The organism is Methanoregula sp. (assembly GCA_026625165.1).
Lineage (GTDB): Archaea > Halobacteriota > Methanomicrobia > Methanomicrobiales > Methanospirillaceae > MVRE01.
Genome location: CP112999.1, coordinates 680285 through 703669 on the forward strand (window position 1 = coordinate 680285; position 23385 = coordinate 703669).

At 55.6% G+C, this 23385-nt stretch carries 23 protein-coding genes; 9 read left to right on the forward strand and 14 right to left on the reverse strand.

Annotation, left to right across the window (positions count from 1 at the left end; genetic code table 11):
* Window positions 1-28: 28 nt before the first annotated feature.
* Window positions 29-1279 carry a hypothetical protein gene (locus tag OS112_03735; GenBank protein ID WAC05749.1) on the forward strand — a complete coding sequence of 417 codons (1251 nt, stop codon included), beginning with the start codon at window positions 29-31 and terminating at the stop codon, window positions 1277-1279.
* Between the two features lie 13 nt (window positions 1280-1292).
* Here OS112_03735 and OS112_03740 read toward each other — a convergent pair whose 3' ends face one another.
* From OS112_03740 to OS112_03770, 7 genes are all read right to left on the reverse strand, one after another.
* Window positions 1293-2231, reverse strand: a complete 939-nt coding sequence (locus tag OS112_03740) for a transcriptional regulator (protein WAC05750.1) — start codon at window positions 2229-2231, stop codon at window positions 1293-1295.
* 239 nt (window positions 2232-2470) lie between these two features.
* Window positions 2471-3352: a HAMP domain-containing sensor histidine kinase gene (locus tag OS112_03745; protein ID WAC05751.1), complete on the reverse strand. Its 882-nt coding sequence runs from the start codon at window positions 3350-3352 to the stop codon at window positions 2471-2473.
* 5 nt (window positions 3353-3357) lie between these two features.
* Entirely contained in the window at window positions 3358-4356 is a 999-nt protein-coding gene (locus tag OS112_03750) for a DUF5667 domain-containing protein (protein WAC05752.1), read from the reverse strand.
* A gap of 275 nt (window positions 4357-4631) precedes the next feature.
* Entirely contained in the window at window positions 4632-5561 is a 930-nt protein-coding gene (locus tag OS112_03755) for a MarR family transcriptional regulator (GenBank protein ID WAC05753.1), read from the reverse strand.
* A 78-nt stretch (window positions 5562-5639) separates the two neighbouring features.
* Window positions 5640-6626, reverse strand: coding sequence for a DUF5667 domain-containing protein (locus OS112_03760; GenBank protein WAC05754.1), 987 nt, complete (start codon window positions 6624-6626; stop codon window positions 5640-5642).
* Window positions 6627-6866: 240 nt separating this feature from the next.
* Window positions 6867-9305, reverse strand: a complete 2439-nt coding sequence (locus OS112_03765; protein ID WAC06131.1) for a DNA-directed DNA polymerase — start codon at window positions 9303-9305, stop codon at window positions 6867-6869.
* A gap of 37 nt (window positions 9306-9342) precedes the next feature.
* Window positions 9343-10209 (reverse strand): lactate dehydrogenase, encoded by an 867-nt coding sequence (locus OS112_03770; GenBank protein ID WAC05755.1) that lies wholly within the window; start codon window positions 10207-10209, stop codon window positions 9343-9345.
* A gap of 51 nt (window positions 10210-10260) precedes the next feature.
* Between OS112_03770 and OS112_03775 the strand changes: the two genes are divergently transcribed.
* From OS112_03775 to OS112_03810, 8 genes are all read left to right on the forward strand, one after another.
* Complete coding sequence (locus OS112_03775) at window positions 10261-11151, forward strand: dihydroorotate dehydrogenase (protein ID WAC05756.1); 891 nt, start codon at window positions 10261-10263, stop codon at window positions 11149-11151.
* Window positions 11144-11920, forward strand: coding sequence for a dihydroorotate dehydrogenase electron transfer subunit (locus OS112_03780; GenBank protein ID WAC05757.1), 777 nt, complete (start codon window positions 11144-11146; stop codon window positions 11918-11920). The genes OS112_03775 and OS112_03780 overlap by 8 nt, the downstream gene beginning before the upstream one ends.
* A 377-nt stretch (window positions 11921-12297) precedes the next feature.
* A complete protein-coding gene (locus tag OS112_03785) occupies window positions 12298-12537 on the forward strand; it encodes a hypothetical protein (GenBank protein ID WAC05758.1) in 240 nt (79 codons plus the stop codon).
* A 193-nt stretch (window positions 12538-12730) separates the two neighbouring features.
* On the forward strand, window positions 12731-13129 hold the full coding sequence (locus OS112_03790) for a hypothetical protein (GenBank protein WAC05759.1): 399 nt from the start codon (window positions 12731-12733) through the stop codon (window positions 13127-13129).
* Window positions 13126-13356, forward strand: a complete 231-nt coding sequence (locus tag OS112_03795) for a hypothetical protein (protein ID WAC05760.1) — start codon at window positions 13126-13128, stop codon at window positions 13354-13356. Before OS112_03790 ends, OS112_03795 begins: the two co-directional genes overlap by 4 nt.
* A complete protein-coding gene (locus tag OS112_03800) occupies window positions 13353-13943 on the forward strand; it encodes a hypothetical protein (GenBank protein WAC05761.1) in 591 nt (196 codons plus the stop codon). The genes OS112_03795 and OS112_03800 overlap by 4 nt, the downstream gene beginning before the upstream one ends.
* 721 nt (window positions 13944-14664) lie before the next feature.
* On the forward strand, window positions 14665-15123 hold the full coding sequence (locus OS112_03805; GenBank protein WAC05762.1) for a hypothetical protein: 459 nt from the start codon (window positions 14665-14667) through the stop codon (window positions 15121-15123).
* Window positions 15120-15392 (forward strand): hypothetical protein, encoded by a 273-nt coding sequence (locus OS112_03810; protein WAC06191.1) that lies wholly within the window; start codon window positions 15120-15122, stop codon window positions 15390-15392. Before OS112_03805 ends, OS112_03810 begins: the two co-directional genes overlap by 4 nt.
* 350 nt (window positions 15393-15742) lie before the next feature.
* On the opposite strand, the gene OS112_03815 is transcribed toward OS112_03810, so the two are convergent.
* The 7 genes from OS112_03815 to OS112_03845 all read right to left on the reverse strand — a co-directional run bounded on the left by OS112_03815 (window position 15743) and on the right by OS112_03845 (window position 23382).
* The gene (locus OS112_03815) at window positions 15743-15955 is read right to left on the reverse strand and encodes a type II toxin-antitoxin system HicB family antitoxin (protein WAC05763.1); all 213 of its coding nucleotides are present in this window, start codon (window positions 15953-15955) and stop codon (window positions 15743-15745) included.
* 63 nt (window positions 15956-16018) lie between these two features.
* Window positions 16019-16207, reverse strand: a complete 189-nt coding sequence (locus OS112_03820; GenBank protein ID WAC06132.1) for a type II toxin-antitoxin system HicA family toxin — start codon at window positions 16205-16207, stop codon at window positions 16019-16021.
* Window positions 16208-16377: 170 nt separating this feature from the next.
* The gene (locus OS112_03825) at window positions 16378-18213 is read right to left on the reverse strand and encodes a threonine--tRNA ligase (protein WAC05764.1); all 1836 of its coding nucleotides are present in this window, start codon (window positions 18211-18213) and stop codon (window positions 16378-16380) included.
* Window positions 18214-18335: 122 nt separating this feature from the next.
* Window positions 18336-18908 carry a dCTP deaminase gene (dcd, locus tag OS112_03830; protein WAC05765.1) on the reverse strand — a complete coding sequence of 191 codons (573 nt, stop codon included), beginning with the start codon at window positions 18906-18908 and terminating at the stop codon, window positions 18336-18338.
* Between the two features lie 6 nt (window positions 18909-18914).
* On the reverse strand, window positions 18915-19673 hold the full coding sequence (locus tag OS112_03835) for an RNA methyltransferase (protein ID WAC05766.1): 759 nt from the start codon (window positions 19671-19673) through the stop codon (window positions 18915-18917).
* Window positions 19674-19680: 7 nt separating this feature from the next.
* Entirely contained in the window at window positions 19681-20367 is a 687-nt protein-coding gene (locus OS112_03840; GenBank protein WAC05767.1) for a phosphoglycerol geranylgeranyltransferase, read from the reverse strand.
* Between the two features lie 183 nt (window positions 20368-20550).
* Window positions 20551-23382 (reverse strand): DNA topoisomerase I, encoded by a 2832-nt coding sequence (locus OS112_03845; GenBank protein ID WAC05768.1) that lies wholly within the window; start codon window positions 23380-23382, stop codon window positions 20551-20553.
* Window positions 23383-23385 lie beyond the last annotated feature (3 nt).

The following is a 23385-nucleotide window of genomic DNA, read 5'->3' on the forward strand; positions in this document are numbered from 1 at the left end:
CCATTAAGAAACTGGCAGAATGGTGAAGATGATGGTCAAGGAAAAAACCGGTAGATATGTTACACTCATTGCAGTGATGGCAATTGCTGTCTGCCTGATTATGGTCCAGACCGCAGTTGCGCAACAGGAAACTCTGGCAACTGCACAGCCTCTCAATACAGTCAGCTCCGTCTCAGCCTGCCCTGCGGGCTGCGAGTGCATGACCGAGGCAATGGCAAAGGCAAAGTATGGAACATTCTCTTACTGCAGCAATGCTGCCTGCGGGTACGAACAGGCATCAGTCAGCACACAGGCGACGGCCGGAAAAGCGGCAGTGCCTAAGTACTGCGTCCGTAAGATCGAAGAACAGGCAACTCCTGTCCCGATCTGTCCGGCAGGGTGCGCCTGTCTCCCCGAGGCAGACGCAAAAGAGAAAGGGTATGTCCCATGCGGAGGAGTACAGAAGATCTGCGGGTACCAGTCCCTGACAGGAACGTCAGCGGAAACCAGCACGACCCGGCCGCTGTACTGCTACGGCAAGCCGGTACCATCGGTATGCCCCGCGGGATGCGACTGCATGACAGAAGCGCAGGCAAAGGAGAAATTCGGCACATACGTCCGGTGCTCCAATGCGCCCTGCATGAATGCGCCGGTGGCATCTGCAGCGCAGGTGGCATACTGCTTCAGGAAAGCGGGGGAACCGACAGAAACGCCATCTGTCGGCACGGCCAACTGTGCGTGTTCGTGCAGGAATTCTCCGGACACAGCTGCGGTAAATCTCCCTACCTGTTCCTGCACCTGTACAAAATGTGTCTATGACTATCAGAACAACCGCTGCACCGGGTCTTGCGGGAACACAAATGAAGCGTGCCAGATCAATACGGTCGTGAATAACGCTGATGGAACTATTGCGTATGCAGAGTGCCATTGCAAAAAGCCTGCAGGCAGCATTGTTCCGCAAGCCGTCGCCACGCCGTACGTGATCTCGGCATCGTGCGATCCTGCATCAGGGATCTGCCGCTCCGAAAATGGGGTGGAGTTAGGCAACGTGAGTAAAAATCCCACAGTATCGGAAAAAGCCTTGGGCAGGGATGAGGTCGTTGTTCAGGAGCGCGTGCGGCTGGCAGGGAGCGGTGAGCTTGGCAGCAGTCCGGATGTATCCACAGTCCTACAAAAGGAAATTACAGGAAAAGATCAGGAGCAGGCAGGAGAAGGTAACTCTGCACAGCCATCACCCGACATCATCCGCTCGATTGGAAATATTATCCGCTCGTTCTTCAACTTTGGATCCAGCGGCTGATTTTTTTAATAAATCATTTTTTACCGGCCGGATTTTCATTTCGGACGAGCCGGATTAAGTTTTCCCGCCCTTTGCGTACCTTGACGATATGCCCGTTTTCATGGAGCACGGCAAGTGCCGAGCTCACCGTGGATTTGGGTGCTCCGAGCCGGGCGATGATCTCGGACTGGTAGACCTCGCCGTCGTTCTGCTGCAGAAGCAGGACAATCCGTTCCTCAATGGTTGCAAGATCCGGATCCTGCTGCTGCTGGGCAGGAACGGGTTCCGCGTGGGCCGGCCGCAGGGATTTCCTGCGCCGGATGACAAAGACGGCGATCACGATCCCGGTAGCGGAGATGATGAGGATGGTTGTCGCCGTCTCCAGTAAAGGGAAAGCCGGGGGCGCCAGCACGATCTGTGGCTCTCCCGGTACAAACGAGCGCAGGCCGTACCACGTGAGATCGTCTCGGGAGAGGTCCGGTGGGGGCGTCGCGGCCGTTACCTTGTATCCCTTTGGGAGATGGACTGTCAGTGTTGTCTCCTTGGAGAGGTAAAGGCCTCCAATAAAAGCATCACCGATCGAAAGGTCGCTTCCGGCCTGTGCAAAACCGGTCCAGATAAACGAGTACCGGATCACGCCATATGTGCCTGTCGGGGTTGTCTGAACCGATGTCGCAGTGGAGAAGTTCCTGATCTCCATGGCACGCCCGGTTACAGTCGCGGCGTTGCTGGCAGATTGTTCCATTACCAGCCGTACCTCATCTGCGGGAATGGCGGCAGCATCGGTAATGTCCCGTTCGAATGCACCGACATCCTCTTGGGTGGGGAGAAGCGCCCGGTATTCGACATTCCAGAGCGCCGATCCGTCAGGTGCAGGATCGATTGAATATCTGATCGTATATGCCGGTGCTGCAGCAGCAGGGATGCAGATGCAGAAGAGAATGCTGATCAGAACTATGCCGGCCCGGACCATGGTTCCTCGTTATTGTTAACTTGTCTTTTTATTCCTTAAACAATTGCACGGGTGCTTGTCCCTGTCCGCAGATTACGGTTGTTTAAAATCGACAGGAATGCCTGAAGGCACAACCATGAACCGGGCCGTCTGTGGATCAGAAAGACATCTCGTCGATGAAATGCCCGGAACCGATCGGGCATCCGGAATGATTCCATGAATAGCGGTAATGGTGTCTCTCTCCCATTGCTGCTTTACTTTCAGATAACCCCAGTATGTGAAATTACGGCTGCATGCCTGGGAAATGCCTTGTTTGCATCCTGCATCATCCTGACCTTATCCCCGGGTACGCGAATCTCGAATCTCGCTCCTTTTCCCGGCTCGCCGGTTTCACGGATCATCATTCCGGTAATGGCAAGGATCTCCCGTACGAAAAAAAGGCCAAGACCGGTATGTTTGCCGTAACCCTTTTTAAAAATCCGTTCTTTTTCTTCAGTCGGAATCCCGATCCCGTCGTCCTCGCAGGAAATAACAAGGTTCGGTCCATCCATGCCTGCAGTGAAAACAAGGCGGGTGATCTTCCCGCCATGGCGGATCGCGTTTTCAATAATTGTGTAGAATACCCGGTAAATGAGCCGATCGGCATGGATCTGGACCTTGGGCAGCCGGTTGATGACTGTCATGGTAGACGGGCTTAGCGACATCGATCCCATATCAACGAGCATTCCGGGCTCCTGCCAGACAGGACATTCTGTCCCGATCTCCTGGTAATCCCTTGTAAATCTCATGATTGCAGAGATGCTGTCGGCTGTCAGGAAAAGTTTGTTGAATAATTCCCGTTGGGCCGGGTCATGCAGGGTACTGTTATGGAGGATCCCGATATAGCACTGGAGGGCGGTGAGCTGGTTAAAGACGTCGTGACGCGTGACGGATAAGAGGAGGTTTAATTTGTTGTACCGCTCGGTTATCGTTGCCGGTTCCGGATAGGATCCTGCAACCGGCTCCTGATCGCCATTCTGCCCAACAACCTTCCCTGCTTGGTGCCCTGGAACAGGACACGCTGACCGGGGAGTGCAGTCCGTGCCATGCAGGCTCTCAGGATAAGCGATCTCGTTTTGTCCACGGTTATCTTCGGGCGTCATGAACATCACTTTGCGTTCCCTGTGTTGCCCCCTGTACCGGTTCCTGATGTTGGTGTTGGCTGGGGGGTGACTGATACTACCGGTTTCGTGGTCGGCACCGGGGTAACCGGGGTCGTTAACGCAGGTGTCGGGACAGGTGTTTCTGCCGGGGTTACCTGTGGTGTAACCGGGACCGTTGTCCTGGTGGTCTGGGGTTGGGGAGTTAATGCAGGCGATGGCGCCACATTAGTGACCACCGGCTGAATTGAGGGTGTGACCAGGGATTTTACAGGAACTTTTGTGGGTACAGGTGTTGGAACAGGTGGGGTGGATGTCGAAGTGGCGATGATTGTCGGGATCTGTTGCCCGGTGACGGAAACCGGCCCAGTAATTTTTACTGCCTGAACCACGATCCGGTTGTCCGGCAAAACCTGTTCCTGCATCTCGAACCCGGTCTTTACTGAAAAGGCTGCTTCAAGCGCCGCGTTCTGTGCACGGGCACCTGCAAGACCCGGATGATCTTTTTGTCCACTCAACACCTGGCCCAGCACAAGTTCATCAGCTGCGGCCTTCTCCTGCGCCTTGAGCAGTCCCGGGTCACTTGCAGGGACCGCCGGGACAATGGCTGCCGTAACGGCGATCTTCTCGCGGTACTGCAGGAGCGCGGTTTCTGCCCCGTCCGGCCGGTTATTCCGGAGTTCTGTTGCGGCCTCGGCAATTCTTATGTTTGCATGCTCCAGCTGCTTTTCTATCTTTACCAGAGGTGATGGGGCAAACGACTCATCGAAGTTCTCCAGCGAGATCTTCAGCCCGTATAAGACACTCGACGGTCCGATGCGGACATCGGCAGTACGTGCAGGCACTCCGGTAGCAACCGGTGAAGCGCCGAGTACCGGTTCCGGTGCCACGACAACCACCGGCTGGGTGGAGACGGCTGCGGTTGAGACCGGGCCTGCAGCTGATGCGGAATGGATGGCCGCAAGGCTGATTGCAACAGCGATGATGAAGAGAAATGTAAATCGCATTCCGATCCGGCATGTCCTCCCCATATATTCTGCTCCTTGTCCTGTACCGTTGTTGAACCGGATCTGCAATAAGGATGGCCATTGTCCAGAAAAATTAGATGGTTCGCCGCGCGTTGACCGTGCACTGGAACGTCCCTGATGGTTCTGTTGTTCAAAATAACCGTAAACAGAAGAGATCGTGTTTTTTCTAACCATGGCCTTTCCCATGATGTGCAGACAGGAAAAATATCCGGTGTGCATCAACACACCATCAGTCCTGCTATATTCACCCGGATTCAGGTGCGACGAATGAGATTTTCCCTGCCTTTTTTCACTTTATGGATTAGCCCGCGCTGCCCGAGTTCGTTGAGCGCAGTGCCTACTGTTGATTTGGGCAGCCCGAGTCTCCTGATGATCTCCGGCTGGGAGAGCTCCCCGCCATGCTCTGCGAGCAGGATGAGGATCCTTTCTTCAAGGTCCTTCATCTCAGTACCCGACAGAGAAGGTATCTCCATTTTTGGTGTCCCGGGTTTTTCGCGTCGCCTTTTTACCAGTACGTAGCCGGTGAATGCTGCTGCGGCAAGGATAATCACAAGACCAATAGCAACCGGAATCACCGGGAACGATGCTCTCTCAAGAACAACCCTGGGTTCACCCGCCCCGAAAGAACGGAGGCCGTACCAGACCAGCCCGTTACGAACCTCGTCGGGCGGCGGATCCGCAGATATAACCGAAAAGCCGGGCGGGTACCGCATGACCAGCGTGGCATCCCTTGGAAGGTACAGGCCACCGGCAAACACGTCCCCGGCTGTCAGGCCGTTTCCGGGCTCTGCAAAGCCGGTCCATGCAAACGAGTACAGGACAACGCCGTACCTCCCCGTAGGGGATGTCTGGACCACGGAATCTGCGGAAAAATCCGATACGTCCATGTGCCGCGAGGTCGCGACCGCTGCCTGTGCGGCGGACTTCTCAATCAGTTCGTGGAACTGGGGGAGATAGACGGTCGGCAGGTCGCGGGCATAACCCTCAAAATCCGACACTTCCTTTTCAGATGGCAGGAGCGTGCGGTACTCCACTCCCCAAAGTGCCGATCCGTCTTGTGAGATGGTGATCGTGTACGTGATGGAATAGTCCGGCTCTGCTGCCGCTGTACTACCACAGAGAACGACAGGTACGAGGAGCAGGATAGAGATCACTGCCAGTCTGTGCCACGGCAGTCGTGTCATTGTTCACTCTTGGGTTATCACATTACTGTTGTTCAAAGGATAAGAAAAAATGTGAGGAACAGGTTTTTTAGCCGGGTTTCACTTGTTCCTGCCATTGCCCTGCCCACGGTTCTCATTTCCCGGGCTTCCCGTACTCCCGTTTCCGGAACCGTCGCTGGTTCCGGTGACTTTTACTTTGCTGCCGCCATTGCCAGGGGTATCCGGTTTTCCTTTTCCGGTATCAGATGGTGTGGCTGAAGGGGACGGAGTGCCGGGTGTCCGGGCCGGCTGTGCCGTCGTTTCAGATGGGCTTGCATTCACCCTGTTGCCCTTGCCGTCATCCTTCCCGTTCCCTTCCGCCTGCCGGGTCTTTTGGGTCTGCTGTACCCGGACTGTCTGGTTCTCCCCGGTGTTTGTCGTGTGCTCCTGTTCTGCCACCGTAAGCCGGATAGCTTTTACGATCGTTTTGTTGTTCTTTTCCATGACGCGCTCAAACCGCATCCGGGTTTTTTGTTCGAATTTGCTCTCAAGCGCAAGGCTGTTGTTGTATGCCCGGGCAAGGCCGGTGTTATCCGGGTGGGAGAGCATGAGGCTTTCAAGGACCGCCTTGTGCTTTGTCGCCATCTCCTGTGCATGGAGAAGACCCGTTGCATTGGAAGACGACAACACGGAAAGCCGCATCTGTGTCAGGTTGACCTTCTGCCAGTAGAGATCCAGCGCCCGGTCGGCAGAGTCAGTGTTGTTCAGTATAAGTTCCCTTTTGACCTCCGAGAGCCGGAGCCGTGCATTGTTCAGCTGCTTGTTGAACCGCTCGGTCTCGTTGAAAGTAAGGATCTCGTCAAGATCTTCCATTGCAACTTTAAGCCCATACATGGGGTTGCCGGCACCGATGGAACCGTTATATGGCTCGATGTCGTCAAATATTTCAGCGGTATTTTCAGCAGCATCAGGTACAGTATCCACGAGCGGAGCGGTATCAGGAGCATTCAGGTTGTTTGCGGTGTCTGTTTGCGCTACAGCAGACGCTGCCATGCAGAGCAGTGCAATCACAATAATTCCGGAAAGTATAACCTGTCTGTTTTTCATGCGTATCCCACCTCATGACGGCATGTGCCGTTAGTGGTTTGTTGATTTTTTTGCAGTTAAGGGTCGTGACTGTCCATAAAAAACCTAATGCGCCGCAATAATCCGGATTATTAAAAGACCTGCCCGGACGATGCAGAACCGACAACGGGACACAAAATTGCAGGAAAAAATCCGGCAGGGGAATATAAGGCCGCAGAGCGCCGGCAACCGGCCCGTACGGCGCCGGCGCGCAGGATCCGGCTACCCGAATCCCCAGTCCGCAAGCGTCGTGCGGGAGGGGTCGACATCGGTCCAGTCCCAGCCGAGCGCCTCGATGATCCGGGAGATCGGCTGCCTGATTGTCTTGTCAAGCATCAGCTCCCAGTCAGGCAGGAATTCCTTTGGTACCTGATCGGCATACTCAAAGCAGATCACATCGGTCTTGGGATATTTTCCGGTGACTGCCTTTATGTAGACCCGTTTGGGCTTGCTTCCCTTCCCAAACTCCGTGTGGAGGTACTGGTTTGCGTATTTCGCTCCCCGGACCTGTGCATCATCATTCTCGTAATCGTCAAGGCCTTTCCCGATCCCGCCCGGTATCCCCACCTCGTCAAGGGGATATTTCCCGGCCCGGTATTTTTTGATCACACCTGAAAGGAACTCCTTGACCTCGGGGTATCCTGCACCCGAGAGGATCAGCTCCATCACCTTCATCTGGACGGCCTTTGTGATCTGCGGGGTATCACTCCTGCGGATCTCAAAGCCGACGATATCGATCTCGCTGACGTCTTTTCCCTCTTTCCAGACCAGCTGGCCTGCATACCGCTTCTTTTTGCCTGCCTGGAAAAACCTCGCATAGATCTTTTCGAACTTTATTGAGAAATAATGGGTATCGGCGTTGAGTTCGTTTTTCGCAAACCCGGAGTAGCTCTCGTTCAACTGCCTCTCGATCTCCTTTGCAGTCCTGATAGTCTGTTCACGGTCAAGCGGGGGGAGCTGCACCATGCAGGAGTCCGTGTCCCCGTAGATCACGGTAAATCCCTGCTGCTGGATGACGCGCCGCGTGTGTTCGATGATCGCCCTTCCTACCGATGTCACAGCAGCCCCGATCTCCCGGTCGAAGAGCCGGAACCGGGTATATCCTGAAACGCCATAGTAGGTGTTCATAATCACCTTGAGCACGTTCTGCTGCATGTCGTACATGACATATTGCGGGGAACCAAACGGGAACGTGTTGCGCAGCGCCTTTTTCTCATCCCGCTCTTTGAGCAGTTCGGCGATGATGCTCCTTGTCAGCCCGTCGGGGTGTTTTTTGAACCGTATGCCATTGGGGGCAACGAGTTCACCTCCGGGATCCTTGGTCTCCATTGAGGCATTGATCGTCATCATTGCCATCGGATACAGGGACTTTAAGTCAAGCACTACGACATTTTCCCGCACACCCTTGCTCGGCTCAAAAACGGTTGCCCCCTCAAATTCCTCGGATGCCGCAAACCCTTTGGAGGGCAGGACATATATCCCCGAGGCTTTGCGCAGGATGTAGATATCGATCACGCTGCTGGAATTGAGGGTTTTGTCGAGCGGGCAGCCGACATACCGTGCGATCTCGCGGTAGAACTCGATGATATTGTCCTTCCTGTTGATCGAGACACAGAGCTCGACGTCCTTGAAATTATACTCGACAAGGAGCGCCGGCTGCTTTTTCCAGAGATCGGAGAGCGTGCCGGTATACCTCACTTTCCGCTCGTCCAGTTCCTCCTCGGCAACTGCATCGAGCCGGTACGACTCTTTTTGTGTGGAGTGGATTTTTTTGTACCCGGTCAGCAGGTCAAAGAGCGCCCTGCCCCGCAATGCCCTTCTCTCGGTCATACCGGGCAGGCGTGCGAGGCTTGAGACGGAGAGCCCGAGTTTTTCCATCCTGCCAGTGATATAGGGCATGTCAAAATCGACAAAGTTCCAGCCGGAGAGCACGTCAGGGTCGCGCACCGCGATATATGCAGCAAACGCCCTGAGCATTGCAGTCTCGTCTCCATAGGTGCAGACAGTGTGGGTTCCTTTTTTAAAGCACCCGTTTGAGAGCCCCCCCTGCTTCTCCTTCTCTGCGATGTCAGGCGGCACCGTGCCCCCTGTGGCAAGCAGGAACGTGGTATAATCGTTCTCAAACGAGTCATGGCAGGTGATGCAGGTGATCGCGTCACGCTGGGGGTCGGGAAATCCCCGTTCGTCCTCGCATTCGATATCCATGATGCAGAGCCGGGCAGGAGCGTCCACATCGGACGCCCTGAGGTCATGGTAATCAACGGTAAGTGACGGTGCGGACACTCCTCCAGTCAACCCCGTGTCGATCATGAACCGCGTCGCAAACGGGATGTCCGCCTCAAAGTGCCGGTACCTTTCGCGCACATCGCGCACATCGCCCGGGCGCTGGGTATAGAGCCGGCGAAGCGGTTCGTTACGGATCGAGCGGTATATGGTCTCCGGTTCAAGGGTTGCCTGCGGGGGCAGGGCTTTTTCGGCTGCTTCGGGTTCCGGCACGTAAAAATAGGGTTTAAAACCCGTGACATCGAGGCGGACGGCTTTGTTGTCCGGGCCGCGCCCGAATATATGGATGATCGGCCCGTCAGGAGAATTGCTGTATTCGACCTGGTTGATCGCAAGGGTTATGCCACCAAAAGCATCCAGCGTGCAGGGAGAATTCATGCTGCACGTTGCCGGCTTTGCTGACTGTGCTGCCATATCAGGAGACCGCCTTCCTGCAGAGTTCTCCTACCGATCGGCCTGCCTCGTCCATATGCACCTGCTCCCATGCGTCGAGCCGCCACTCCTCGATATTATGGATGCCCACCCTGCCAATCCGGACGGGAACACCAAGCGAGCACCCGTTTATGCCGTACTCTCCGTCAAGAATGCACGAACAGGTGACCAGTTCCCGGGCGTCTTCCGTGATCATCCGGATCAGGTGGACGATATGCAGTGCCGGACCAAAGACCGTCCCCCCCTTGCCCCTGATGACCTCCATGCTGGCCCCGCGGAGTTCGGTGAGGATCTCGTTGCGCAGCTCTTCGGGAACGTAGTGCGAGAGCATGGAAAAGACCGGGACCTGGTGCTCGCCATGCTCGCCCAGAACGTACGGGAAACCGGTGATCCCGCGCTTTTGCAGGGCGAGCGCGAACCGGGCGCTGTCCAGCTGTCCGCCAAAGCCGATACACCGCTCCCGCGGAATCCCGTTCTTTGCATGGAAGTAATAGTTGTTTATGTCCATCGGGTTGGTGACCGTGATAAGGATACCGGAAAAGCCTTTTGAAAGTGCCGCACATTCCTGGACCGTGGGAAGGTTTGCATCAAGGAGGTCGGCACGGGTCTTGACCGAGGGGTCCCGCGGCAGTCCTGCAGAAAATATGCAGATGTCGGCGTCCCTGATATCGCTTTTATCCGTGCTGATGCGGGTTGCAAGCCCGGTGTGGCGCAGGTCGAGCACCTGTGCGTTTAAGAGGGGTGCTGCGCAGTCATAGAGGACGAGGTCATCCACAATTCCCAGCGATGCGGCAAGGTAGGCGACTTCCCCCCCGACCCGTCCGACGCCCATCACGGCAAGACGCACCATTCGATCTCAATATGGGTATGCTAATAATAAATAACGACCATTTCCTTGTGAATGGTTTTGATCAGGCCGGGCCCGGTGACCGTGGGCGGGGTGGCGCTGAAGAACCACCTGATCCTTGCTGCCGGAGTGCTTGGGACAACCGGGGCATCGCTCTCCCGCATATTATCGCTTGGAGCTGGGGGTGTTGTGACCAAGTCGATTGGCCCGGTTCCCAAAGACGGGCACCCCGGCCCCTGTGTTGCGGTTCTTGATGACGGGCTCCTCAACGCGATGGGGTTGCCGAACCCTTCTAAAGACTTTGCAGAAGAGATTGCACCACTCGCAGGAAAACCCGTAGTCGCGAGCATCTTTGGAGGAAACCCGGAAGAGTTTGCCACCGTTGCGGGATGGTTTGTGGGAAGAGTCGCGGGCTTTGAACTGAACCTCTCCTGCCCCCACGCGGAAGGTTACGGGGCAGCGCTCGGCACCGATCCAAAACTTGTCGAAGAATGTACCCGTTCCGTCAGTTCAACGGGTGTCCCGACATGGGTAAAACTCACCCCGAACGTGACCGATATCACCGCGATCGGGAAGGCAGCGGAACGCGGCGGTGCGAGCGCAATTGTCGCAATTAATACGGTTAAAGCGATGCGGATATCAACCGGGCTGAAACGCCCGGTGCTGGGCAACCGGTATGGCGGGCTATCGGGTCCTGCGATTTTTCCCGTTGCAGTGCGGTGCGTGTACGAGCTTTACGAGGTATGTAAAATCCCCATTATCGGGTGCGGCGGGATTGGAAGCGCAGACAACGTGGTGGAGATGATGATGGCGGGGGCCGGTGCCGTTGAGATAGGCAGTGCAGTGGCAGACAACATCCGTATCTTTTCAGATGTGAGCGCCAGGCTCTATGCAAAGGACGGGTGCGGGGTTGAAGAGATCGTGGGGTGCGCTCATCATGGCTGATAAAAAAGATACCGGGCTTCCAGTCCCGGTGACCATCACACGGATAAAACAGGAATCCCCATCAGTGATCACATTTTTCTTTGACCGTGAGTTCCCGTTTGTCCCGGGACAGTTTGTGATGGCATGGGTGCCCGGGGTGGACGAAATCCCCATGGCCCTGACCTCGGATGCCTCGATATCGGTGCAGAAGGTCGGCGATGCAACATCTGCGATGTTCAAATTATCTGTCGGCGATCAGTTGGGGATCCGCGGCCCGTTTGGCAACGGATTTGTCAGGGGGGAAAAGATGCTGGCGATCGCCGGCGGGATCGGGGCTGCCCCGCTCCTCCCGCTCGCAAGAGCCGACTCTGTCATGACATTTCTGCTCGGCGCCCGCACGGAACCGGAACTCCTCTTTGTCGACCAGCTCGATGAATGCACGGACCTCCAGATCGCGACCGATGACGGTTCGATGGGACTCAAAGGTTTTGTGCCGGCGCTCATCGATGAATTAAATCTTGGCTCGTATGACCGCATTGCTGTCTGCGGGTCTGAAGGCATGATGCGGGCGGTGCTTGCAAAGTTGACCGAGATCGGGATTGAGAACAGGGCCGAGTTCTCCCTCCACCGGTACATGAAATGCGGGATTGGCGTCTGCGGTTCGTGCTGCATTGATCCCTCGGGAATGCGTGTTTGCCGCGACGGCCCGGTATTTTCCGGGGACCTGCTGCTTAAAAGCGAGTTCGGCCATTACCGGAGGGACGCGAGCGGAAGGAAGATCAATATCTGATTTTTTTAACATTGAATATTGCATGGGTGCGGCACCCTTTTTCTTTTTGTACAGAATTTCCTTTTAAGATTGCTAACGCAATCTTCTCATAACCTTCCCTTCGCGTGCGGCGCGAGGAAAGGTTACCGAAAAAATCTCCCTCGAAGATTGCTAACGCACTCTTCTCATAACCTTCCCCTCACCTGCGGTTCGGGAATGGTTACCGTATAACCGTTTTATTGCGCGTCATTGCCGCGCTTTTTTCCGGCTGCTTCCTGTCTGACAAATCCGGGCGCAATACGGGCTGTGATTACCCTGTCAGACACAGAATAACTGCGAAAAGGTTCGCACTGACCACAGAGTTTATAAATGGGCCGGATCAACCGATTGTTATTACAATGATCCGCGAACGAATCGAACGTCTGAAAACATGGGTAAAAGAATCCATTGCAGCCTTTAAGGCAAAAGCAGCCGCTGCCGTGGAGAAGATTGCGTCCCTGTTTTCGGCCGGTCACCAGATCGCTTCGGATCCTGTAGTATCGGAAGGAAATGTACCGGATGTGGGGAAGTGTCTCAGGTTATCGAGCGGCCACGCGCATGCCCCTCTCTTCTCGCTCTATACGTTCTTTAAAAATTGACTGCCGGTCCCGGCGTCCTGATTCGATGACTGGTGTACGTGTCTAGCCTCCCGTCCATCAGCCTGATCGGGCCATAAGGCCACTGCACGAGCGGCGGCTTTAGCCGGACCGGCAGTGTAAGAGTCTGCACAGGAGCGACAGCTCCAGAATTCTGGGATTGAAGGTCGGATAAAAAACAGGACAGGTGATTGATATGGAAATTGAAGTAAAGGATCATCAGGATGTGGCCGAGCCGGACATATTCGCGTCCGGTAGGGCCGGGACCGGACAGGAGAACAGGAACAAGACGGGAATTGCCGGGAAACCGGATACGAACCATCCGCAGAAAAATTGCCGAAATAACCGGGAGATCATCGGCTTGGGAGTTTTGTACAACGGGCCGATGCATGCCGGCACGCTCCCGGATACTTCCCATTGTACCGGAAAAGACTCATCAGAAAATCGGCAGGAGCGTTGCGGTAATCGGATCTTTTCCTGCTATGAGCGGCAGGAGCGGATCGCGGACCGGCTGAACAAGAAGATTGCGCGGCTGGACCACAGGCTGACAAAATTCGAGGAGCGGAGACTCGAAGAGTGGGAGCGGATAGAATGACCGGGGCCAAATCAACGAGAGCAACCGAGATACCGCTCTATCTCGTCCCGCAGGCCGTCACGCGCCTGATCCGGGCGCGTGGCGAAAAGGTGTACCGCATCAGTGTTGTGCGGACGCACTATCATCACTACAACGTCTCGGTCCGGACACGGTTGCTGCCAAAGGAGCTCAGGCCGGTGCGCGAACCCGTGCCGGTTGTCACTGATGAGGCGGAGGGACTGGCATGACGAGAGGAAGGCCGCCGCTTGTCGCGCTTAAGGAAGCGTACCTGATTGCGATGAAGCGCGGGCAGGTCATGCCGGTCTCTGAAGGGAGGTGCGATCATTTCCATTTCATCCTTTTCACAGATGACCGTATCACGTTTGTCAAGGTGAAACGGATGCTCTCGGACATGAGCGATCCAAAGGAGATCCTGTATAACTACGAGCGCGAGATCCGACACCTCGCCCGCGTCCCGTTAAATGCGGTCGACGCCCGCGAGTTCTGGGTACGGTCACCACGCGGGACGTTTCATTTCTTCCTGGTCGGAAAGGAACGGATCTTCAGGCTTCAGGCCGATGGATCGATCATGACAGGGATCGATTATCCGCTGGAGTTGCCACAACAAAAAGAAGCTCCGGCATTTCCGGCGGGAAAAATTCCTGCTGGAACTCCGGCACAGGTACTTGCTGAAGGAAAAGGTCATGCTGCACCTCACGCTGCGGATCAGGTACCAGAAACTCCGGCCGGAAAAGATCCTGCTGGAACTCCGGCACCTGCACTTCCGGTAGCTGAGAAGCACCCTGTTCCGGAACAGGCACCGGCGGCGGGGTGATTATGCCAGATTACCCCCTTGGTTACAGGGCAGGCCAATCATTTGAGTGCCCGATCCTCCCTGAAGGCAGACACCTGTCCCTAGCCAGCTCTCTCCGTCGGAGACTGATTCCACCATCCCCTGAAAACAGGGGTTCTGAAGGGCATCAGGTTGCAAAAAGAGGCGAATTCCGGTACATCGAAAGGGCGATCTGCCAGTATCGGTCTCAGATTGTGCAAACCGGGAACGATACGGGCTCAAAAATGATCGCTAATGGACGCTTTCTGATGAAGGATCGACCACGGGATCGGCCTGCAGGTTGCCGGGAATGGGGGAACGGGGATTTTGGGATCTCACTTCCGGCCCGGATGATCCAGGATCCCTGTAACTGGATCGATGATGGAGACTTCAACCTCCCCCATGATCAACGGGAATACTGTCTCCGTCGGAGAGCCTCTCATCCCACCCTTGAAAAAGTGAGTCTGGACGGGCATCAGGTTGCACAAAAGGGCGAATTACGGTACATGATTATGCAGATACGGGAGTACCGGGCCCGGATTGCCAGAAATCTCTATGGTAAGGTCTCCAAAATGATCGCTAATGGATGCTTTCCAGAAGGCGATTGGCTGCCGGGATGGGCTGCAGATTGTAGAGGAGGAGGGACCCCCTGTTTTTCCGGGGGTCCGGCTGAATATCCGGAAGGACAGATGATCAAAACAAATCGCGGACAAGAGGGAATGTCATGACAAAGATCGTAACAGTGACGGAAGACGAGGCTATGAAGATGGCGCTCGAAGGAAATGAGGTCGTGCTCGGCGGGGTGGAAGTGCATGTACATTTTGTCCGCTACCAGGGAGATCCCGGCATTGTCGTGGAATTTCTGCCACCATTCGGCACGGATACCGTCCCGGACTGGATGGAGGACATCGACAACCGGCTTGCCGAACTCAGTCGTCAAACGGTTATGAAAATGAACGACCACGCGAGAAAACGGCTGCTCCACCTTGTCGAACAGGACGGCGGAAAAGACCGTATGATCTACCGGCTCACCGTGACCTCGCGGATCGCGGACGATGGCTCGCACGTGAACCGGATCGATGATTTCGTGGATCCGGAGTTCATGAAAGTGGATCGCGGCGTTGCCGGACGCGCAACGGACGCCCGGCTGGAGGTCGAGCGGGTGATGGGGGTGAAGGAGTGACAAAATTTTTTGAAGCGCTGACATCAAAAGCGCAGAACGAACTCGTGCGCGATCACGTGATTGAACTAGTTACGGCAGTCGTACGAGTGGTCCCGTACCCTGACCGGCTGGACGACTCGTTCTCCGCGACAATCCGGTGCCATGACGCGAACGGCGAGCTGTACAACGTGACGTTCAGCCGCGACCGGGTCACGGTCCAGTCCTACTCGGACAACGCGATCCTCGCAAAGGTCGAGACCTGGGCGGACACCGTGCCGGCCTTAGCCTGATTCGGAGGAAGGATCATGGAAACCGAAGTGCAGATAACACTCCTGTTCTTGGGACCGAGCATCTCCGGATGCGAGGTGGAGAAGATCGCGGCTGGTCAGCCCCGGAGGGGATGACCATGGAGAACGAAGTTCTTATCACCGCGATCTTCGTGGGTGCAGGATTGCTGGCCTACATCATCATCCCCGGGTTACTCGTAATCTGGGACAGGGTGCTCGACTACATGGGCGGGTTCTAAAAAAAAGAAAATGTGTGAAATCCACTGGGCAGGGGAGAGATCCCCTGCTCTATCTTTCCTGATCCCGGATTACTTTTCAAAACTGATTCTTTAAAAAAACGAAGAGTTCCAGAATTACTGCACCGCAACAAACGCGGCAGAGGCATGAGCTCTTGGGACAGGAAGACCATCTTCAAGTAATCCCTTCACGTGGAGCTCGATGGCCTCATGCATCCGGTGTTCCGTCTCCTCCCGCGTCTTTCCTGATGCAACGCAGCCCGGAAGATCCGGGGAATACGCCGAATAATTCTTTCCTGCTTTTTCTACGATAACCAGAAACCTGTGCATGGATCTAGTACTCCTTTAATTTCTGAAGAATTGAGCACGGCGAAATTCGAAGACGAGAAGAGTTCAGCAGAACTCTTCGATGGTGCCTGCATTGCTGTTCATAGTACCGGGTGCAAGGTCATCAGCCAGATTTCCGGCAATAGTAACCCTCCCCGGCTTGACCGGATGTTTGAATTGGCGATGACTCCCTTTTGTCACGACGAGGTACCATCCATCATCTTCGATCAATGTAATGATCTGGCGGACTTTCAGGATGATACCTCCTTATTGCAGATAGTACTTAAGTTTTGAAAAATGATTAGGTTTCCCTCCCATAACCCCACACCAGGCATCAGCATAACCTGATCAAAGGCAACTATAATTGTCGCCGGGGCAGGGGAGAGATCCCCTGCTCTTTTTTAAAATTTATTTCGAAAAAAAATTCAGATATACCGTGCCTTCTTCGACAACTTCTTTGGAGTATAGAGCGGGCGGAACGGCATGCCTTCAGTATCTTTTCTGACTGCCGCAACCAGTGTATCGGTACTCATCTGTTCCTTGAAGGGTTTGTTGGGCTGTGATTTCTTTCGGACCGTGACGGTGAGTTTCCTGCTTGCGGCTTCCTCGTCTCCCACGACAACCACGTAGGGGACCCAGTCCATGCCGGCCTCGCGGACTTTCTTGCCAACGCTCTCGTCCCGGTCATCTATATCACAACGGATCTGTGCCGCATTGATTGCGTTGCATATTTCTTCTGCAAATGCACCGTGGCGCTCTGCGACGGGCACGACCCGGACCTGCACCGGTGAGAGCCATGTCGGGAGTGCAGGGACTTTTTGAGTAGAGATATTTTCGAGAATGGCGCAGATTACGCGTTCGACACTCCCCGTCGGGGAACAATGGAGGATCGGCGGGTGGACGACCGTGCCGTCCTCCTTGTGGTATTTTATGTTGAACCGTGTCGAGCTCTCTACATCGATCTGGACGGTCGGGTTCTCGATCGGGCGCATCTGGCCGTCGATTGCTGCGAGGTCAATCTTTGCGATCCAGTAATGTACCCTGTCGGAAAGGATCTCAATAAGCATAGGGCAGTCCGATTCTTTCACAATCTTCTTCACCCATGCCTCGTGCTCCGCGTAGAAATCTTTGGTGCACCGGAACGCTGCGACAAGTTTTGTCTCGAAGTCTTTTCCCGTCTGCCAGCCCATCGCGAGCTGTTCTTCAAAGCATTGTAAGGCTTCTGGCATGTCCGTGCATAGCGAGTGCATGTCGGGCATCGTGAACGCACGGAGGCGTTTTAACCCGATCACTTCCCCTTTCTGCTCGTGCCGGAACGAGTACGTGGAGAGCTCGTACATCTTCATGGGCAGGGTGTTGGGCGAGATGTGCATGTCCCGCATGATGGAGAACATTCCAAAGCATGCGGCGAACCTGAGCATCATGTTCCGGTTGTTGGACTTGAACCGGTACTGGCGCTCGCCGAATTTTTCTGCATGCTCATAGATCGCCCGGTCGCCGAGGTCATACATGACCGGCGTCTCGACGGGCGTGCCGCCGTACTCAAGCACCATCCGGAGCACGTAATCGGCAAGCAGGTCACGGACCAGTTTGCCCTTGGGCATCCAGCGCAGGCAGCCCACATCGCTTGCCGGTTCATAATCGACGAGTTCCTTGGCCCGCATCAGGCCGACATGGGCGGGCTCTCCCCCGGTCGGAACCGCGACGCCAAGTTCCTTTTTCACAAGGCAGCCGAAGGGCGAGTCATCGAGAAATTCCCTGTAATCATGCTGCTTTCCGTCCGGGGTGAGGACGAACCAGTCGTGGGTGACTTCTTTCTTATCCTTCTTAACCGCTCCCTCTTCTCCGGGCACAATTGTTTTTGAGAGTTCGGAAAGCGGGTGGCCTTTGCACGAGAGCTTAAAAGACTTGTACCAGCCGAACGGTGCACGCTTCACGGTGAAGCCCTCGGCCTCGAGCTCGGTTTTGAGGGACTTCAGCACCTGCACGGCAAAATCCGGTGATGCAAGGTCGCTGCTGAGGTGGGCATAGGGGTAGATCACGATATTGTCCACATGTACCTGGTCGGCAACCTTGTCGATCTCGGCAACGGCCTGCATCACGACGCCCTCAGGGTCGTCCTCGTCAACCGATTCCACTGCGCAGAACACGGTCAGGGCTTCCTTTACGGAGTCGGAAAGCACCGCATCCTCCTCGGCCATTTTGGTTTTTTTCTTGGCTTCGTATTCTATGTAATCTGAATGGATCAGAAGAAGTCGCATGAATTCATCTCCGGACTGGAATGATTATCCTTAAAAAATGGGTTGTGCTGGTATATATAGTGCTAAACATGGCATTTTGCAGGAAGACTACGAGAAGCCGGGGGCAGGACTTCCGGAGTCCCTCACTGGCTTTTTTTGTCCGGTTTTTTCCTGTTCTTATGGTACCGCGACAGTGTCGCCTGCCGCTGGTCGAGATACTTTGCATCACCTTTTTTATTATACGGGCGCTCCGCCCGCTCGGTGGTGTAGAATACCAGTTGTCCGATCGGCATCCCTGCATGGACTTTCACCGGGCGCGTGTTCACGTTGCACATCTCCAGCGTGATCGTGCCCCGGAACCCGGCATCGATCCAGCCACCTGTCTGGTGGAGGGTGACGCCGAGCCGGGCGATGCTGGACTTGCCTTCAATGGTGGCAACGATATTGTCGGGAAGCCCGATCGTTTCCATGGTCCGGGCAAGAACGAACGCGCCGGGCCGGATCACAAAGGAGTCAGCCGTCATCTCTTCGACACCACAACCAACTGTCTCGCTGTTGTACGGGTCGATGACGGTATCGCCGTTTGCATACCAGACAAAATGGCTGCCAAGCCGGATGTCAATCGAGTTCGGCTGGATGAGCGACGGGTCGAACGGTTCGATAGAAATAAAGCCCCGCTCGATCCGGTCGCGGATCTGCCAGTCCACAAGAATCATGCGGGATCAGGTATGCATTTCATCATCTTTAGAACTATCATCCACACTATTGTCTTTGTTTTTGCCAAGAAGTGCCGGGTCGATGTGCCACTCCGCCCTCCGCAGCAGCCCGTGCAGGGTGCTGGCCTCCCTGATTGTCAGGTTTGAGCGCCCGAGGACCCGCCGGATCATGGTCATCGTGTTATTGCGCTTGAACTCAGGGTGCCCGACCTCATCGAGGAACCGGTCAATGTGCCGGTACAGGTGCCCCATCTCAAACGGAGATGCAAGCTGGTATTCCGGCCGGGGCAGGTTAGAGAGTTCATAGCAGATAACACCCACCGCGTGCGAGAGGTTGAGGATCGGGTAATCTTCCGAGGTCGGGATCGTGCAGATGATGTCGCTCCTTTTCACTTCCTCGTTGTTGAGCCCCCAGTTCTCGCGCCCGAATAAGATCGAGATGCGCCCGTCAAGTATACTGATATGCTCCCGGAGCTCCTTTGGCGTAAAAAACGGCATGCGCATCGGGGTGCAGACCGATTTGCTGACCGCGCCGGTCGTTGCAACCACGATGTTGCTCCGTGCAAACACGTCCTCGATTGTACAGACCTCCGCGTTTTTCAGCACGTCAAGTGCGTGTGCAGCGCGGGCGTCTGCCTCAATTCCGAGCGGGCACGGGTCGATGAGGACAAGACGAAGAAAATTAAAGTTCTTCATCACCCGCGCGGCAAACCCGACATTTCCCTCGTAGAGAGGAGCGACAAGCACGATGTCAATGTCAGGCATAAAAAAATTACTGGACCGCGTCCACGGTCGCTTTCAGGACAGAGGCGCCCTGGTCATACACCGCGTTGCCCACGACAATCGTATCGGCATACTTTGACATCTGCGCCGCTTTCTCGGCAGAATTGATCCCGCCGCCGTAATAGAGGATGGACCTGTCGAGCGCGTCCGATGCCGCCTTCACCAAGTCCGGGTTGCCGTACGTCCCGCTGTATTCGATATACACAATCGGGAAATGGAAATAATGGTCAGCGATGGTCGTATATGCTGCGACCTCTTCGGATTTGAGGTTACAGTTGGATTTTGTCACCCTGCCGACCGATGAGTCCGGGTTGAGCACGATATAGGCTTCCGGCACAATCCGTTCCCATGGCACCTGCTGTTTTTGCTGCTGTACCCATATCCGGTGCTTGCCGACAATCCACTGCACATCGGTAGTATTCATTACGCTAGGTAAAAAGACATAATCGATCCCCTGGACAAGCACAGCTTCCGGGCCTGCCGGTTCCATGACGAGCGGCAGGGAATACGCTTTTACCTGCTTTAAGAGGGCAGACAGGTTTTCCTGCGTCACGTTCAGGGTGCCTGAGAGCATGAGGGCATCGGTCCCGCTTGCAGCGATCGCATCGATATCACCGGGCTTTAACTGTTTGTCAGGATCGAGTTTGGTCACGTGCACCCAGTCTTTCCATTTCATGACAATCACCAGTACTTTTGCTGCGGATCCCAATAAACCGCGCTCATCACCATACAACAAACCCTGTCTGCATGCCGTAAAGGGAAAGGAGGGTCGCTTTGCAGGTTCTGCCAACGGATTGTTATCCGTGATGGATTTTTTCCGGCTTGTTCTAATCCCTTGGAAAAAAGTAAAAGAGTGCGGTCAGATCTGGATGATCGCCCGGTCCTTCATTCTCTGAATGGCTGCCTGGAACCCGTAAATTTTTTCCACCGGTATGCCGGTTCCTGCCGACAGGTTTTTTGCGTCTGCGGCAAGCAGTGCGGACACATCAGCGATTCCCGCCTGTAGCAGCGGCAGGACCATCACTTCCGTGATCCCACTGACCGTCATGAGATCTTTTTTGCTCTTTTCGATCTGGGGGCGGGTGATCTTTTTTGGCACGGGACGTTTGAGTGCAGTACAGACCATCTCGGCATGCCGGTATACCGTGTCAAGACTGATGCCGGACCGGTCGGCAAGGACAACCGGGTGAACCGTGCAGAAATCCTCCGGGGTCAGGATCCGTGCGGCATGGTACTTTTTTATGCTTGCTGCGGGAATTCCGATCTCTTTGAACACCTGCATCGTATGAAACGCCTGTGCTTCTCCTATCACGGATCCTGCCTCCTGCTCGCTGATGCCGGCTTTTTTGAGTTCGGCCCCCTGTGACCGTGCGAGGCCGGCGATATCGGTGATCCCGGCTTCTTTAAGCGATTTCAGGATCGCGGCATAGCTCATGCCCTTCCGGGGGACGAGGTGGTTGCGCAGGAACTTGCGGCATTCAGACCGTTTCTTCAAAATCGCCATCTCCGCTTCCGCATCACGCACCAGAGCACCGGCCTCTGCGGCTGAAATATCGAGTGCGGTTGCCAGCCATTCCGGGGGGCTTTTTACAATGTCTGCCGCGCTGTAGATATGGCGGGCTTCGAGTTTTTCCAGCAGTGCCGGGGTAAGTGAGGGGATCTCTGATAACGATTCCCGGTTGCTGCTGATGTGGTGGCAGAGCGGGCAGCCGATGTCCCATGGGCGGGCACCTTTCCGTACGAGACGGACATGGTTCAGCCTGTGCTTTTTGCATACCTCATCGGTCCGGACAGCCCAGCCCCACTGGGCCACCGGGAGACCGATGTTGAATGTGCACCCGGGATAGCGCGAGCACCCGATGAACTGGGTAGACCCCCGCAGGTGTTTGATCGCGAGCGTCCCGTTACCGCAGACCGGGCATGCACCGAGGTTCATCTCTTCTGCAGTCCGGTTCCGGATATCGTCGCCGATCACCTGTTCATGAGCTTCGAGCTGGTCGAACGCCGCATGGAGCATCTCTCGGGACTCTTTTATCACGTCCTCCCGGGTACGTTTGCTCTCCTTGATCTGCTGCATGTGGGCTTCAAGTGTCTGCGTCATGCCAGGTTTTGTAATCGCATCGGCATGCTGTTCCATCGATTCGGTTACAACCCTGCCGACAAGGGTGGGGTGAAGCGGGCTGCCCTCCACATATTTGCGGGAGACGAGTTTTGCGATCACTTCGTGCCGGGTGCTTTTCGTGCCCAGCCCCAGTTCCTCCATCCGCTGGATCAGCCTGCTCTGGGTATACCGCGCAGGAGGCTGGGTCTGCTTCTCATCGAGCATGACCTTGTTGACCGGCAGATTCTCGCCCACTGAAAATGGCGGCAGCACGGTCTCTTTTGCCTCGGAGAACGGGTACACGGTGTGCCAGCCGGGTCTTGTGAGCTGCCCGCCGGTTGCTGTATACTCCTCACCCCCGGCATCGAACAGGACCCTGAGCGTCTTCCACTGAGCATCGGGCGCCAGTGTTGCGAGGAACCGGCGGAGCACCAGCTCGTAAATTCTGAACGCATCGTCCCCGATCATGTCCCGGTTTGCTGCGCCTGTCGGATGGATGGGGGGGTGATCGGTCGAGAACTTCTTGCCCCGCGTCGGGGTGTCGCGCCGGTGCGCCATGACCCAGTCCACATCCTTCCTGAAGGGGGTGTTCTGGATTGTCCTTAAGATCCCGTTGAGGTCAAGGGACGGGGGATAGACCGTGTTGTCGGTCCTCGGGTATGAGATATACCCGTTCATGTACAGGTCCTCGGCGACCCGCATCGCGTTTGCTGCGGAAAAGTTGAGCCGTGCCGCGGCGACGATGAAGGTTGTGGTGTCAAACGGGGAGGGCGCCCGGTCCTGCTTTGTGCCAACCTTTACATCGGTTACAACAAGCGGTGCCCGTGTCCGGTCGTGCGCCGCCTGTGCTGCAGCCTTTTCCTTAAACCGGCCCTTCGTGTGACGGGCTTCAATGATTTCCTTGTTTTTCTCCGTTTCTAAAGCGAGCTGCCAGTAGGTCTCCGGGACAAACGATTCGATCTCTTTCTCCCGGTCAACGATCATGGCAAGCGTGGGTGTCTGCACCCGCCCGACCGAGAGGATGTTCTGGCCTCCCCTGCGGGCAGAGAGCGAGATGAAACGGGTGAGCGACGCCCCCCACATCAGGTCGATCGACTGGCGTGCCTCTCCGGCGGCGGCAAGTGCAAAATCGAGTTCTGTCGTGTGGGAGAACGCGTGGCTGATCTCCTGCGGCGTGATCGCGGAGAACCTTGCCCGGTCGACCGGGACTTTTAAATTGGCAGCCCGGATCAGTTCGAATGCCTCTTTCCCTATCAGTTCGCCCTCGGTATCAAAATCGGTGGCGATTGTGACCCGGTCTGCCTTCCGTGCGAGTTTCTGGAGAAGGTACACGATCTTCTTCTCGGTCGGAACCTTGATCGTTTTGGCGTCTATCAGGCTCCGTGGGGTGGACTGCTCGCTGCGCCAGTTCTGGTAGCCTGGTTCAAAGTCCACCTCGACGACATGTCCCCGTAACCCGATGGTCACGGTCTCCCCGAAAGTGTATGTCGAGACGCCCACCTCTTTCTTCTCGGTTACTTTTTTTGCACCGGCCAGGATCTGTGCAATGCGGCGCGCCGAAATGTTCTTTTCCGCGACAATGACATGCACGGC

Excerpts from the sequence above, each read along its gene's own strand:
- OS112_03840 (WAC05767.1), bottom strand. The coding sequence starts at position 20,367 with ATGAAATGGAAAGACTGGGTGCACGTGACCAAACTCGATCCTGACAAA.
- OS112_03750 (WAC05752.1), bottom strand. The coding sequence starts at position 4,356 with ATGCGATTTACATTTCTCTTCATCATCGCTGTTGCAATCAGCCTTGCG.
- OS112_03835 (WAC05766.1), bottom strand. The coding sequence starts at position 19,673 with ATGCCTGACATTGACATCGTGCTTGTCGCTCCTCTCTACGAGGGAAAT.
- dcd (WAC05765.1), bottom strand. The coding sequence starts at position 18,908 with ATGATTCTTGTGGACTGGCAGATCCGCGACCGGATCGAGCGGGGCTTT.
- OS112_03800 (WAC05761.1), top strand. The coding sequence starts at position 13,353 with ATGACGAGAGGAAGGCCGCCGCTTGTCGCGCTTAAGGAAGCGTACCTG.
- OS112_03760 (WAC05754.1), bottom strand. The coding sequence starts at position 6,626 with ATGAAAAACAGACAGGTTATACTTTCCGGAATTATTGTGATTGCACTG.
- OS112_03735 (WAC05749.1), top strand. The coding sequence starts at position 29 with ATGATGGTCAAGGAAAAAACCGGTAGATATGTTACACTCATTGCAGTG.
- OS112_03785 (WAC05758.1), top strand. The coding sequence starts at position 12,298 with ATGATCCGCGAACGAATCGAACGTCTGAAAACATGGGTAAAAGAATCC.
- OS112_03755 (WAC05753.1), bottom strand. The coding sequence starts at position 5,561 with ATGACACGACTGCCGTGGCACAGACTGGCAGTGATCTCTATCCTGCTC.
- OS112_03765 (WAC06131.1), bottom strand. The coding sequence starts at position 9,305 with ATGAATTCTCCCTGCACGCTGGATGCTTTTGGTGGCATAACCCTTGCG.
- OS112_03780 (WAC05757.1), top strand. The coding sequence starts at position 11,144 with ATGGCTGATAAAAAAGATACCGGGCTTCCAGTCCCGGTGACCATCACA.
- OS112_03825 (WAC05764.1), bottom strand. The coding sequence starts at position 18,213 with ATGCGACTTCTTCTGATCCATTCAGATTACATAGAATACGAAGCCAAG.
- OS112_03775 (WAC05756.1), top strand. The coding sequence starts at position 10,261 with ATGGTTTTGATCAGGCCGGGCCCGGTGACCGTGGGCGGGGTGGCGCTG.
- OS112_03805 (WAC05762.1), top strand. The coding sequence starts at position 14,665 with ATGACAAAGATCGTAACAGTGACGGAAGACGAGGCTATGAAGATGGCG.
- OS112_03790 (WAC05759.1), top strand. The coding sequence starts at position 12,731 with ATGGAAATTGAAGTAAAGGATCATCAGGATGTGGCCGAGCCGGACATA.
- OS112_03745 (WAC05751.1), bottom strand. The coding sequence starts at position 3,352 with ATGACGCCCGAAGATAACCGTGGACAAAACGAGATCGCTTATCCTGAG.
- OS112_03770 (WAC05755.1), bottom strand. The coding sequence starts at position 10,209 with ATGGTGCGTCTTGCCGTGATGGGCGTCGGACGGGTCGGGGGGGAAGTC.
- OS112_03740 (WAC05750.1), bottom strand. The coding sequence starts at position 2,231 with ATGGTCCGGGCCGGCATAGTTCTGATCAGCATTCTCTTCTGCATCTGC.
- OS112_03795 (WAC05760.1), top strand. The coding sequence starts at position 13,126 with ATGACCGGGGCCAAATCAACGAGAGCAACCGAGATACCGCTCTATCTC.
- OS112_03815 (WAC05763.1), bottom strand. The coding sequence starts at position 15,955 with ATGCACAGGTTTCTGGTTATCGTAGAAAAAGCAGGAAAGAATTATTCG.